Origin of the sequence: Pseudomonas helmanticensis, assembly GCF_900182985.1 — a bacterium.
Lineage (GTDB): Bacteria > Pseudomonadota > Gammaproteobacteria > Pseudomonadales > Pseudomonadaceae > Aquipseudomonas > Aquipseudomonas helmanticensis.
The window spans coordinates 1270176-1282527 of the sequence record NZ_FXUY01000002.1; the positions used below are offsets into that span (position 1 = coordinate 1270176).

A 12352-nucleotide genomic window follows, 5' to 3' on the forward strand; every position below is an offset into this window, starting at 1 on the left:
ATCAGGACTTATCTGTATATCAGGCGTGCGACCGGAGCGGCACTGGGTTAATCGTCGAGGCGCTCTTCTAACTGGCGCACTTCGTAGGTGAGCTTGTCGAGGAACTGCATGCGCCGCATCAGGCGTTCGGCCTGTTCGCGTTGCGCCGCATCATTCCAACAGGCTGCGAAGCTTTCGTTGAGTTCTTCCTGAGCCACTTTCAAGCGCCGCTTGAACACCGCGACACCGTCGAGGTCGGCACTGTCCTGGAGGTCTTCAAGCTCTTCGCGCCATTGCATCTGCTGCAGAAGAAACTCGGGATCATGGACAGTGACTTCCATCGGCACTTCATGCCCGCTGATGGTCAGCAGGTAGCGTGCGCGCTGGGCCGGACTCTTGAGCGTCTGATAGGCGTCGTTGAGACGTGCAGACTGCTCGAGTGCCGTCCGCTGCTCACGCTCGGAAGCGTCGGCAAAGCGGTCAGGATGAACGCCGCGCACCAACTCACGATAGCGCGTGGCCAACTGCTCGAGATCCAGACGGAAACTCGGTTGCAGCTCGAATAAAGCGAAATGACAAGGAATACCCACGACAAGCCTCAGATGTTGAAGCTTTCGCCGCAGCCACACTCACCGCGTACGTTGGGGTTGTTGAACTTGAAGCCTTCGTTCAACCCTTCCTTGACGAAATCGAGCTCGGTGCCGTCCAGGTAGGCGAGGCTTTTCGGGTCGATGATCACTTTTTCGCCGTGACTCTCGAACACCTGATCCTCTGCAACCACCTCGTCGACAAACTCCAGCACGTAGGCAAGGCCGGAACAGCCTGTGGTGCGAACACCCAGACGAATCCCTTCACCTTTGCCGCGCCCGTCGAGGGAGCGCCGCACGTGTCGAGCAGCCGCTTCTGTCATGCTGATAGCCATCGGTGACTCCTTACTCGTCGCCAAATCTTGAAAGTCAGATCAAGCCTTTCTTCTGCTTGTAATCGCGAACTGCCGCTTTGATAGCGTCTTCTGCGAGTACGGAGCAGTGAATTTTCACTGGCGGCAGGGCCAGTTCTTCGGCCAGCTGAGTGTTCTTGATGGTTTCTGCTTCGTCCAGGGTCTTGCCCTTCATCCACTCGGTGGCGAGGGAGCTGGAAGCGATAGCCGAACCGCAGCCGTAGGTCTTGAACTTGGCATCTTCAATGATGCCAGCTTCGTTGACCTTGATCTGCAGGCGCATCACGTCGCCGCACGCCGGAGCGCCGACCATGCCGGTGCCGACATCAGGATCTTCCGCGTTCATCTTGCCGACGTTGCGCGGGTTTTCGTAGTGGTCGATGACCTTTTCGCTGTAAGCCATGATTCTCAATCCTCACTCATCAGGGCCGCTCTTCAGACCCTGCAACTGCGCTGCGTAAATCGCCGCGTCGCTACAGGATCTGTATCCGGCGGCTTCTATATTTAGTGTGCCGCCCACTCGATTTTCGAGATATCGACGCCGTCTTTGTACATGTCCCACAGCGGCGACAGAGCGCGCAGCTTGGTAACGGCCTCGCAGACTTTCTGCGCGGCGTAGTCGATTTCTTCTTCGGTGGTGAAACGGCCGAAGGTGAAGCGGATCGAGCTGTGTGCCAGTTCGTCGTTGCGGCCCAGGGCGCGCAGTACGTACGAAGGCTCCAGCGACGCCGATGTGCAAGCCGAACCGGACGATACCGCCAGATCCTTGAGCGCCATGATCAGCGACTCGCCTTCAACGTAGTTGAAGCTCAGGTTCAGGTTGTGCGGAACGCGGGCGGTCAGGCTGCCGTTGACGTACAGCTCTTCCAGATGCTCGACCTGCTTGTAGAAGCGGTCGCTCAACGCTTTGATACGAACGTTTTCGGCCGCCATGTCTTCTTTGGCGACGCGGAACGCTTCGCCCATGCCGACGATCTGGTGGGTCGCCAGGGTGCCGGAACGCATGCCACGCTCGTGACCGCCGCCGTGCATGGTCGCTTCGATGCGCACACGCGGCTTGCGGCTGACGTACAGCGCGCCGATGCCTTTAGGGCCGTAGGTTTTGTGGGCGGAGAACGACATCATGTCGACTTTCAGTTTCTGCAGGTCGATGTCGACCTTGCCAGTGGACTGAGCAGCGTCGACGTGGAACAGAATGCCCTTGGCGCGGAGCATCTCGCCGATCGCGGCGATGTCGTTGACGGTGCCGATTTCGTTGTTCACGTGCATCACGGAGACCAGAATGGTGTCTTCGCGCAGTGCCGCTTCAATCATCGCCGGAGTGATCAGGCCGTCTTCAGTTGGCTCGAGGTAAGTCACTTCGAAACCTTCACGCTCCAGTTGGCGCATGGTGTCGAGGACAGCCTTGTGCTCAATCTTGGAGGTGATCAGGTGCTTGCCCTTGGAGCCGTAGAAATGCGCCGCGCCCTTGATTGCCAGGTTGTCGGATTCGGTAGCACCGGAGGTCCAGACGATTTCGCGCGGATCGGCGTTGACCAGATCGGCCACCTGACGACGGGCGTTTTCGACGGACTCTTCAGCCTTCCAGCCGAATACGTGGGAACGGGACGCCGGGTTACCGAAGTTTCCGTCAACCAGCAGGCATTCACTCATTTTTTGCGCAACGCGCGGATCGACCGGGGTGGTCGCAGAGTAATCAAGGTAAATCGGCAATTTCATGGACTATCTCCTAAATCAGGGCTGGCGTGCCGCTAGCTCTTTGGCTGTCATTCGACGGCGGACGCTTCAATCTTGTCCAGGCGTGGCGCCTTGCTGTTGCAACGGCGCTGGTCCTGACGCTGGGCTACTTCTTGCACCTCACGGCGAGTTACAAGATCAGCCAAGCTGATACCACTTAGAAATTCGTGAATCTGCAGGCTCAAATCGCACCACAGATGATGGGTCAGGCACGTGTCGCCGGAATGGCAATCGCCCTGGCCCTGGCATTTGGTCGCATCGACCGATTCGTTTACCGCATCGATCACCTGGGCGACCTGGATGCCCTGCATGTCGCGGGACAACTGATAGCCACCACCCGGACCGCGAACGCTGGAAACCAGGTTGCTGCGGCGCAGCTTGGCGAACAGCTGTTCGAGGTAGGACAGGGAGATGCCTTGGCGCTCGGAGATATCGGCCAGGGACACGGGCCCGTGCTGCGCGTGCAACGCCAGGTCAAGCATGGCGGTCACGGCGTATCGGCCTTTTGTAGTCAGTCGCATGGACAGTTACCACGGAGTTCAGAATGGGGCGAGTATGCAATTCCCGAGTATTTAAGTCAACTTTAAGACCTAGTACTTTAGTCAGGATTACCCGCAAAAGAGCGCGCGAATGATAGCAGGCTCTGCGGCCTAATGGCACACCCGCTGACGGATGCCACTGCAGGAGCTGCCGCAGGCTGCGATCTTTTGATTTTGCTCTTTACCAGATCAACAGATCGCAGCCTTCGGCAGCTCCTACAGGGGCGCTAGCTGGCCTTGGATTCGTCTTTGCCTTTGACGCAGGCGAAGTCTTCTTCACGCAGCTCAGGCAGATCTTTCGCACAGTAATTGCTGCCCAGATCCTTCAGCGCGCCACACATGCCTTCCAGACGCCCGTCCACCGCTTGCAGGTGATCGAGCAACTGACCGATGGCGCGCGCCACCGGGTCGGGCATGTCTTCGCTGACCCCGTAGGCATCAAAACCGATCTTCTCGGCCATGGCCTTGCGCTTGGTTTCCTGCTCTTCGTCGGATTTGACGATGATCCGCCCGGGAATGCCCACAACGGTGGCGCCCGGCGGTACTTCTTTGGTCACAACAGCGTTGGAGCCGACCTTGGCACCCGCGCCCACGGTGAACGGGCCGAGTACTTTGGCGCCCGCACCCACGACCACACCATCACCCAGCGTCGGGTGGCGCTTGCCTTTGTTCCAGCTGGTGCCACCGAGGGTCACGCCCTGGTAAATGGTCACGTCATCGCCAATCTCGGCGGTTTCACCGATGACGATGCCCATGCCGTGGTCGATAAAGAAACGACGACCGACTTTGGCGCCCGGATGAATCTCGATGCCGGTCAACCAGCGACCGAAGTTCGACACCAGCCGCGCCAGCCATTTCAACTCGTTGCGCCACAGCATGCCGGCCAATCGATGAATCCAGATCGCATGCATGCCGGGGTAGCAGGTCAGGACTTCAAAAGCGTTACGCGCCGCCGGGTCTCGATGAAAAACGCTCTGGATATCTTCACGCAAACGCTCAAACATCATTTAGTCCTTCCGCTTAAGAAGCTCACCACGGGCCGCTTTTTGGGTTTCCGTGAGGATGCCACGCAAAATATTCATTTCCGCCCGGCTGACCGAGCTGCGTCCGTACAACCGGCGCAGGCGCGCCATCAAGTGCCGTGGCTTTTCCGGATCGAGGAATTCGATGGCGACCAGCGTCTGCTCCAGATGCTCGTAAAAGCGCTCCAGCTCATCCATGGTCGCCAGCTCGGCGCTTTTCACCGAAGCCACTTCTTCTTTCTCGATCTTGCTCGGCTGACCTTGTGCGGCCAGCCAGGCCATGCGCACTTCGTAGCTCAACACCTGCACCGCCGCGCCGAGGTTCAGCGAACTGAACTCAGGGTCGGAGGGGATGTGCACGTGAAAGTGACATCGCTGCAGCTCGTCATTGGTCAGGCCGGAATCTTCACGACCGAACACCAAAGCAATTTCGGCGCCCTGCCCGGCCTCCTCGACCACTTTGGTGCCGCACTCGCGCGGATCCAGCAGTGGCCACGGAATGCGGCGATCACGGGCACTGGTGCCGAGCACCAGATTGCAGCCAACCAAGGCGTCTTCCAGGGTGGCGACGACTTGTGCGTTTTCAAGGATGTCACCGGCACCGGAGGCGCGAGCATCGGCCTCGTGATGCGGAAACAGGCGCGGTTCGACCAGCACCAGTCGCGACAGACCCATGTTTTTCATGGCGCGCGCGGCCCCGCCGATATTGCCGGGGTGGCTGGTATTGACCAGGACGACACGAATGTTCTGCAGCAAGGGAGGCGCTCTCGGACACAGGAAAGGGGTGCAAATCTTACAGAACAGCCTACCGTTAAGCTATGAAAGCGAACAGCGTCCTTCACCTGAAGAAAAGTTCTGATAGAATGCGCGGCTTTCTTTAACAACCTTAGGTGACACATCCATGCAGCCCATGCTGAATATCGCGCTGCGCGCCGCCCGCAGCGCCAGTGAACTGATCTTCCGCTCCATCGAGCGCCTGGATACCATCAAGGTCGACGAAAAAGACGCCAAGGATTATGTATCCGAGGTCGATCGCGCCGCTGAACAGAAAATCATCGACGCGCTGCGCAAGGCTTACCCGAACCACTCGATCCGCGGCGAAGAGACCGGCATGCACGCCGGTACCGGCATCGAAGGCGAAGAGTACCTGTGGATCATCGATCCGCTGGACGGCACCACCAACTTCCTGCGCGGCATTCCTCACTTCGCTGTCAGCATCGCCTGCAAATACCGCGGTCGCCTGGAACACGCAGTGGTTCTGGACCCGGTTCGCCAGGAAGAATTCACCGCCAGCCGTGGTCGCGGCGCTCAACTGAACGGTCGCCGCCTGCGCGTCAGCGGTCGCACCAGCCTCGACGGCGCCCTGCTGGGTACCGGCTTCCCGTTCCGTGACGACCAGATGGACAACCTGGAAAACTACCTGGGCATGTTCCGCGCCCTGGTTGGCCAGACTGCCGGCATCCGTCGCGCTGGCTCGGCGAGCCTGGACCTGGCTTACGTAGCTGCCGGTCGTTTCGATGCATTCTGGGAGTCGGGCCTGTCCGAGTGGGACATGGCTGCAGGCGCCCTGCTGATTCAAGAAGCTGGCGGCCTGGTGAGCGATTTCACCGGCGGTCACGATTTCCTTGAAAAAGGCCACATCGTTGCCGGCAACACCAAATGCTTCAAGGCAGTGCTGACGGCGATCCAGCCGCACCTGCCGGCTTCGCTGAAGCGCTAAGCGTTACGCGAAACAAAAAAGCGCCCTTCGGGGCGCTTTTTTATTGCCTGGAATCCTCCATCACACCCAGTAGGAGCTGTCGAAGGCTGCGATCTTTTGATCTTTGTTTTTTTAAAAACCAACATCAAAAGATCGCAGCCTTCGGCAGCTCCTACACAGGAATCGGGCTTTTGTAAGCACAAAAAAAGCACCCCGCAGGGTGCTTCTTTCTAAACGGTCGGTCTTTTATTGACCTGGCTCATTCTGCGACAGGATCAGCTTGCCTTCCTTGTCGACCGGAATCTGGTTGCCCGGATCACGATCCATACGCACTTTACCTTCCTTGCCATCGAGCGAGTAACGCACATCGTAACCGACGACCTTGTCGCTGATGTCATTCACGGTGTTACAGCGAGTCTGGGTCGTGGTGTAGGTGTCGCGGTTCTGCATACCTTCCTGCACCTTGTTACCGGCATAACCGCCACCGACCGCACCAGCCACCGTGGCAATCTTCTTGCCGGTGCCGCCGCCGATCTGGTTACCCAGCAAACCGCCCGCTACCGCACCGATTGCAGTGCCGAGAATCTGATGCTGATCCTTGACCGGCGCCTGGCGGGTCACGGCTACATCCTTGCACACTTCACGTGGAGTCTTGATCTGTGTTTTAACCGGTTCGACGGCCAACACTTGCGCATACTCAGGGCCGCTTTTAACCAGGCTGTAGGTGGCAACAGCACCCCCGGCAGTCACACCGACAGCACCCAATACCGCACCAACCAGCAACGACTTGTTCACATGAACCTCCTGACCATCACATGCGGGACATGCCCGCGCTTCTCCCAGCCTTGGAGCATAAAAAAAGGCGCGAGTTCAACTCGCGCCTTTGTTGGGCTGACAGCCGGAAAAACGATGGCCGTTATGGACGGTCGTCGACTTCCTTCTCGGTGTTCGCCGGAGGAATCAGATCCTCGGTGCTCAGGTTCAGCCAGATCAGCACCACGTTCGCGATGTAGATCGACGAGTAAGTACCCGCCAGCACACCGATGAACAGGGCGATGGAGAAACCGAACAGGTTGTCGCCACCGAAAAACAGCAGTGCCGAGATTGCCAACAGGGTGGAGATCGAAGTCGCCATGGTCCGCAGCAGGGTCTGAGTGGTCGAGATGTTGATGTTCTCGATCAGCGTTGCCTTGCGCAGCACACGGAAGTTCTCACGCACCCGGTCGAATACGACGATGGTGTCGTTCAGCGAGTAGCCGATGATCGCCAATACCGCCGCCAGCACTGTCAGGTCGAAAGTGATCTGGAAGAACGACAGGATACCGATGGTCACGATCACGTCGTGGATCAGCGAAACGATGGCGCCGACCGCGAACTTCCACTGAAAGCGGAAAGCCAGGTAGATCAGGATGCCGCCGAGCGCCAGCAGCATGCCGAGGCCGCCCTGGTCGCGCAGCTCTTCACCGACCTGCGGGCCGACGAACTCGACACGCTTGACCGTCGCCGGGTTGTCACCGCCGAGTTTCTGCAGCGCTTCCGCGACCTGATGACCCAGTTGCGGGTCTTCACCCGGCATGCGCACCAGCAAATCGGTGGTTGCACCGAAGCTCTGCACGATGGCTTCGTGGTAACCCGAAGTCACCAGCTCTTCACGAACCTTGGTGACATCGGCCGGACGCTCGTAGGTCAGCTCAATGAGCGTACCGCCGGTGAAGTCCAGACCCCAGTTCATGCCCTTGTGGAAGACACTGAAAACAGCCAGTACCGTAAGAAACACTGTGACGCCGAACGCGAAGTTGCGAACGCCCATGAAGTTGATTGTACGTAACATGGCAGCCCCTTAAATCCACAACTTCTTGAAGTCACGTCCGCCAAAGATCAGGTTGACCATTGCGCGGGTCACCATGATGGCCGTGAACATCGAGGTAAAGATCCCGAGGGACATGGTCACTGCGAAACCTTTGACCGGGCCGGTGCCCATGGCAAAGAGAATCCCGCCAACCAGCAAGGTAGTCAGGTTGGCGTCGAGAATCGCGGTGAATGCCCGGCCGAAGCCTTCGTTGATTGCACGCTGCACGGTCATGCCGGCGGCGATCTCTTCACGAATCCGCGAGAAGATCAGCACGTTGGCGTCGACCGCCATACCCATGGTCAGCACGATACCGGCGATACCCGGCAGGGTCAGCGTTGCACCCAGCAGTGACATCAAGGCCAGCAGCAGCACCATGTTCACTGCCAGAGCGACAGTGGCAATGATGCCGAAGAAGCGGTAGATGGCGATGATGAACAGCGACACGAACAGCATGCCCCACAGCGACGCATCGATACCTTTGGTGATGTTGTCAGCACCTAGGCTCGGGCCGATTGTGCGCTCTTCAGCGAAGTACATCGGCGCCGCCAGACCACCGGCACGCAGCAACAGCGCCAGCTCGGAGGACTCGCCCTGACCGTTCAGGCCAGTGATGCGGAACTGAGCACCCAGTGGCGACTGGATAGTCGCCAGACTGATGATCTTTTTCTCTTCCTTGAACGTTTGCACCGCGACGTCTTTCTCGACACCGTCGACCACTTGCTTGACGTAAGTGGTGACCGGACGCTGTTCGATGAAGATCACCGCCATGCTGCGACCGACGTTCGAACGGGTTGCGCGGCTCATCAGCTCACCACCGTGACCATCCAGACGGATGTTCACTTCAGGCGTGCCGTGTTCGCCGAAACCAGCCTTGGCGTCAGTGACTTGGTCACCAGTGATGATCAGACCACGCTCGATCTGTGCCGGCGGACGCTTGCCTTCACGGAACTCGAAAGTTTCGGAGGTAGCTTTAGAAGCGCCAGGCTCTGCAGCCAGACGGAACTCAAGGTTGGCCGTCTTGCCGAGGATACGCTTGGCTTCGGCAGTGTCCTGCACGCCTGGCAGTTCAACCACGATGCGGTTGGCGCCTTGACGCTGAACGATCGGTTCGGCAACACCCAGCTCGTTGACGCGGTTACGTACCGTGGTCAAGTTCTGCTTGATGGAGTATTCACGGATTTCCGCCAGCTTGGCCGGGGTCATCGCCAGACGCAGCACCGGTTGACCGTTGAGGTCGGCCGGAACAATGTCGAAATCGTTGAAGTTCTTGCGGATCAGTGCACGGGCCTGTTCGCGGGAGTCTTCATCGCTGAAGCCCAACTGAATGGCACCGCCCAGTTGCGGCAGGCTGCGATAACGCAGTTTCTCTTTGCGCAGCAGGCTCTTGACGTCGCCTTCGTAGACTTTCAGGCGTGCATCGAGGGCTTTGTCCATGTCCACTTCCAGCAGGAAGTGCACACCACCGGACAAGTCCAGACCCAGCTTCATCGGGTGCGCGCCGAGGTTGCGCAGCCATTGCGGGGTGGTCTGTGCGAGGTTCAGCGCGACGACGTAGTCATCACCCAAGGCCTTGCGTACAACGTCTTTGGCCGGCAACTGATCTTCAGCCTTGCTCAGACGGATCAGACCGCCCTTGCCGTTTGCCGCCAGCGTAGCTGCCTTGACGTTGATGCCGGACTCGTGAAGCGCGGTGCTTACGCGGTCCAGATCGGCTTGATTGACCTGCAGGGCCGTGCTGGCGCCGCTGATCTGAATGGCCGGGTCATCGGGGTATAGATTCGGAGCGGAATAAATCAGACCGATCGCCAGCACCGCCAGGATCAGAATGTATTTCCACAGAGGATATTTGTTCAGCATCACGCCGCCCGTTATGACGCGGGGCGCCTTGCGCGCCCCGTCGATTGAGTAGAAGTTGTTGCCCTTAGATCGCTTTCAGCGTGCCTTTTGGCAGCGTGGCGGCGATGGCGCCTTTCTGGAACTTCATTTCCACGGTGTCGGAAACTTCCAGAACCACGAAGTCATCGGCAACTTTGGTGATCTTGCCGGCGATGCCGCCAGTGGTCACAACTTCGTCGCCCTTCGCAAGGCTGCTCAGCAGGTTCTTCTGCTCTTTGGCGCGCTTGGCCTGTGGACGCCAGATCATCAGGTAGAAGATGACCAGGAAGCCGACCAGGAAAATCCACTCGAAGCCGCCGCCCATTGGGCCGGCAGCAGCCGGTGCAGCCGCGTCAGCCATGGCGTTAGAGATAAAAAAGCTCATTTAGCACTCCAGTTGCAAATGTTGAATCTTGGGGTCAGAAAACTCAGTCCAAAGGCGGAACGGGGAGCCCGCGTTTGGCGTAGAAGGCATCGACAAAGGCGGCCAATGTACCCTGTTGAATAGCCTCGCGCAAACCAGCCATCAGCACCTGATAATGGCGCAAGTTATGGATGGTATTGAGCATGCTTCCCAGCATTTCGCCGCACTTGTCCAGGTGATGCAGATAAGCGCGAGAGAAGTTCTGGCAGGTATAGCAATCGCAGGTCGGATCCAGCGGCGATTCATCATGGCGATGAAACGCGTTACGGATCTTCAGCACGCCTGTATCAATGAACAGATGCCCATTGCGGGCATTACGGGTTGGCATCACGCAATCGAACATGTCCACACCGCGGCGCACACCCTCAACCAGATCTTCCGGTTTGCCAACGCCCATAAGGTAACGAGGTTTGTCAGCCGGCATCATGCCCGGCAGATAATCCAGAACTTTGATCATCTCGTGCTTCGGCTCGCCTACCGACAGACCGCCGATGGCCAGGCCATCGAAGCCGATCTTGTCGAGGCCTTCGAGCGAGCGCTTGCGCAGATCCTGGTGCATGCCGCCCTGCACGATGCCGAACAACGCTGCGGTGTTTTCACCGTGGGCGTTTTTCGAGCGCTGAGCCCAACGCAGCGACAACTCCATCGATACGCGCGCGACGTCTTCGTCAGCCGGGTACGGCGTGCATTCGTCGAAGATCATCACAACGTCCGAGCCGAGATCGCGCTGAACCTGCATCGACTCTTCCGGGCCCATGAACACTTTGGCGCCGTCGACCGGAGAGGCGAAGGTCACGCCCTCCTCCTTGATCTTGCGCATCGCGCCCAGGCTGAATACCTGGAAGCCACCGGAGTCGGTGAGGATCGGGCCTTTCCACTGCATGAAATCGTGCAGGTCACCGTGTTCCTTGATCACTTGGGTGCCGGGACGCAGCCACAGGTGGAAGGTGTTGCCCAGAATCATTTCTGCGCCAGTGGCGACGATGTCTCGCGGCAACATGCCCTTGACCGTGCCGTACGTGCCGACCGGCATGAAAGCCGGGGTCTCGACGGTGCCGCGCGGGAAGGTCAGACGACCACGACGGGCCTTGCCATCGGTGGCAAGGAGCTCAAAGGACATGCGACATTCGCGACTCATTCTGTTTCCTCTGGGCCGGTTTCTTTAGGGGCAGTAGGTGCGGGATTGCGGGTGATGAACATCGCATCACCGTAGCTGAAAAAGCGGTAACCGTTGTCGACGGCAGCCTTGTAGGCAGCCATGGTCTCGGGATAACCGGCAAATGCCGAAACCAGCATCAGCAGCGTGGATTCCGGCAGATGGAAATTGGTCACCAGGGCGTCGACCACATGGAACGGTCGGCCCGGGAAGATAAAGATATCGGTGTCGCCACTGAACGGCTTGAGCACACCATCACGCGCGGCACTCTCCAGCGAACGCACGCTGGTGGTGCCGACCGCAATCACCCGACCACTACGCGCACGGCACGCGGCGACCGCATCAACCACGTCCTGGCCGACTTCCAGCCACTCGGTGTGCATGTGGTGATCTTCAAGCTTCTCGACGCGCACTGGCTGGAATGTACCGGCGCCCACGTGCAGCGTAACGAACGTGGTCTCGACGCCCTTGGCGGCAATCGCCTCCATCAGCGACTGATCGAAATGCAGCCCTGCAGTCGGCGCCGCCACCGCACCGAGGCGCTCGGCGTACACGGTTTGATAACGCTCGCGATCCGAACCTTCGTCCGGGCGATCTATATAAGGAGGCAACGGCATGTGCCCGACGCGATCGAGCAGCGGCAACACTTCTTCAGCGAAGCCCAACTCGAACAACGCATCGTGACGGGCGAGCATTTCTGCCTCACCACCGCCGTCGATAAGGATCTTCGAACCCGGCTTCGGCGACTTGCTGGAGCGCACATGGGCCAGCACGCGGTGCGTATCGAGCACCCGCTCAACGAGGATTTCCAGCTTGCCGCCGGACGCTTTCTGCCCGAACAGCCGCGCCGGAATCACCCGGGTATTGTTGAACACCATCAAATCGCCCGGGCGCAAATGCTCAAGCAAATCAGTGAATTGACGGTGTGCAAGGGCGCCGCTCGGCCCGTCAAGGGTCAGCAGGCGACTACCGCGACGCTCGGCCAAAGGGTGGCGGGCGATCAGCGAATCAGGGAGCTCGAAAGTAAAGTCAGCAACGCGCATGATGGGGTTCGTCTAGCAGGGCCGGAAAGTCTAGCGGAAATATTGAAAATTCTCTATGTACCTGATTGACCGACGGTAATCTCATC

The 12352-nt window shown here is 58.8% G+C and carries 14 protein-coding genes; 1 reads left to right on the forward strand and 13 read right to left on the reverse strand.

Annotation, left to right across the window (positions count from 1 at the left end):
- Positions 1-47: 47 nt before the first annotated feature.
- The 7 genes from hscB to trmJ form a co-directional block, all read right to left on the reverse strand.
- Positions 48-569: a co-chaperone HscB gene (gene hscB, locus QOL84_RS28465; RefSeq protein WP_283439379.1), complete on the reverse strand. Its 522-nt coding sequence runs from the start codon at positions 567-569 to the stop codon at positions 48-50.
- A gap of 8 nt (positions 570-577) precedes the next feature.
- Complete coding sequence (gene iscA, locus QOL84_RS28470; protein ID WP_003227904.1) at positions 578-901, reverse strand: iron-sulfur cluster assembly protein IscA; 324 nt, start codon at positions 899-901, stop codon at positions 578-580.
- Between the two features lie 34 nt (positions 902-935).
- Positions 936-1322: a Fe-S cluster assembly scaffold IscU gene (gene iscU / locus QOL84_RS28475; protein ID WP_046820395.1), complete on the reverse strand. Its 387-nt coding sequence runs from the start codon at positions 1320-1322 to the stop codon at positions 936-938.
- Between the two features lie 101 nt (positions 1323-1423).
- On the reverse strand, positions 1424-2638 hold the full coding sequence (locus tag QOL84_RS28480; RefSeq protein ID WP_064118924.1) for an IscS subfamily cysteine desulfurase: 1215 nt from the start codon (positions 2636-2638) through the stop codon (positions 1424-1426).
- Positions 2639-2685: 47 nt separating this feature from the next.
- A complete protein-coding gene (gene iscR / locus QOL84_RS28485) occupies positions 2686-3177 on the reverse strand; it encodes a Fe-S cluster assembly transcriptional regulator IscR (protein WP_003227911.1) in 492 nt (163 codons plus the stop codon).
- Between the two features lie 245 nt (positions 3178-3422).
- Positions 3423-4199, reverse strand: a complete 777-nt coding sequence (cysE, locus tag QOL84_RS28490) for a serine O-acetyltransferase (protein ID WP_129395389.1) — start codon at positions 4197-4199, stop codon at positions 3423-3425.
- Between the two features lie 3 nt (positions 4200-4202).
- Entirely contained in the window at positions 4203-4973 is a 771-nt protein-coding gene (gene trmJ, locus QOL84_RS28495) for a tRNA (cytosine(32)/uridine(32)-2'-O)-methyltransferase TrmJ (RefSeq protein WP_008084663.1), read from the reverse strand.
- Positions 4974-5118: 145 nt separating this feature from the next.
- Between trmJ and suhB the strand changes: the two genes are divergently transcribed.
- Positions 5119-5937 carry a type III secretion system regulator SuhB gene (gene suhB / locus QOL84_RS28500; RefSeq protein WP_008084666.1) on the forward strand — a complete coding sequence of 273 codons (819 nt, stop codon included), beginning with the start codon at positions 5119-5121 and terminating at the stop codon, positions 5935-5937.
- Between the two features lie 225 nt (positions 5938-6162).
- Here the strand turns inward: suhB and QOL84_RS28505 are convergent, their stop codons facing one another.
- From QOL84_RS28505 to queA, 6 genes are all read right to left on the reverse strand, one after another.
- The gene (locus tag QOL84_RS28505) at positions 6163-6711 is read right to left on the reverse strand and encodes a glycine zipper 2TM domain-containing protein (protein ID WP_064118923.1); all 549 of its coding nucleotides are present in this window, start codon (positions 6709-6711) and stop codon (positions 6163-6165) included.
- 121 nt (positions 6712-6832) lie between these two features.
- Positions 6833-7747, reverse strand: coding sequence for a protein translocase subunit SecF (gene secF / locus QOL84_RS28510; protein ID WP_129395390.1), 915 nt, complete (start codon positions 7745-7747; stop codon positions 6833-6835).
- A gap of 9 nt (positions 7748-7756) precedes the next feature.
- Positions 7757-9625, reverse strand: a complete 1869-nt coding sequence (secD, locus tag QOL84_RS28515; RefSeq protein ID WP_283439380.1) for a protein translocase subunit SecD — start codon at positions 9623-9625, stop codon at positions 7757-7759.
- Between the two features lie 64 nt (positions 9626-9689).
- Positions 9690-10028 carry a preprotein translocase subunit YajC gene (gene yajC / locus QOL84_RS28520; RefSeq protein ID WP_003227923.1) on the reverse strand — a complete coding sequence of 113 codons (339 nt, stop codon included), beginning with the start codon at positions 10026-10028 and terminating at the stop codon, positions 9690-9692.
- A gap of 43 nt (positions 10029-10071) precedes the next feature.
- On the reverse strand, positions 10072-11187 hold the full coding sequence (gene tgt / locus QOL84_RS28525) for a tRNA guanosine(34) transglycosylase Tgt (protein WP_164979451.1): 1116 nt from the start codon (positions 11185-11187) through the stop codon (positions 10072-10074).
- Positions 11188-11201: 14 nt separating this feature from the next.
- Positions 11202-12266, reverse strand: coding sequence for a tRNA preQ1(34) S-adenosylmethionine ribosyltransferase-isomerase QueA (gene queA, locus QOL84_RS28530; protein WP_283439381.1), 1065 nt, complete (start codon positions 12264-12266; stop codon positions 11202-11204).
- Between the last annotated feature and the right edge of the window lie 86 nt (positions 12267-12352).

Excerpts from the sequence above, each read along its gene's own strand:
- secF (WP_129395390.1), bottom strand. The coding sequence starts at position 7,747 with ATGTTACGTACAATCAACTTCATGGGCGTTCGCAACTTCGCGTTCGGC.
- iscU (WP_046820395.1), bottom strand. The coding sequence starts at position 1,322 with ATGGCTTACAGCGAAAAGGTCATCGACCACTACGAAAACCCGCGCAAC.
- queA (WP_283439381.1), bottom strand. The coding sequence starts at position 12,266 with ATGCGCGTTGCTGACTTTACTTTCGAGCTCCCTGATTCGCTGATCGCC.
- suhB (WP_008084666.1), top strand. The coding sequence starts at position 5,119 with ATGCAGCCCATGCTGAATATCGCGCTGCGCGCCGCCCGCAGCGCCAGT.
- iscR (WP_003227911.1), bottom strand. The coding sequence starts at position 3,177 with ATGCGACTGACTACAAAAGGCCGATACGCCGTGACCGCCATGCTTGAC.
- cysE (WP_129395389.1), bottom strand. The coding sequence starts at position 4,199 with ATGTTTGAGCGTTTGCGTGAAGATATCCAGAGCGTTTTTCATCGAGAC.
- secD (WP_283439380.1), bottom strand. The coding sequence starts at position 9,625 with ATGCTGAACAAATATCCTCTGTGGAAATACATTCTGATCCTGGCGGTG.
- tgt (WP_164979451.1), bottom strand. The coding sequence starts at position 11,187 with ATGTCCTTTGAGCTCCTTGCCACCGATGGCAAGGCCCGTCGTGGTCGT.
- QOL84_RS28480 (WP_064118924.1), bottom strand. The coding sequence starts at position 2,638 with ATGAAATTGCCGATTTACCTTGATTACTCTGCGACCACCCCGGTCGAT.
- yajC (WP_003227923.1), bottom strand. The coding sequence starts at position 10,028 with ATGAGCTTTTTTATCTCTAACGCCATGGCTGACGCGGCTGCACCGGCT.
- iscA (WP_003227904.1), bottom strand. The coding sequence starts at position 901 with ATGGCTATCAGCATGACAGAAGCGGCTGCTCGACACGTGCGGCGCTCC.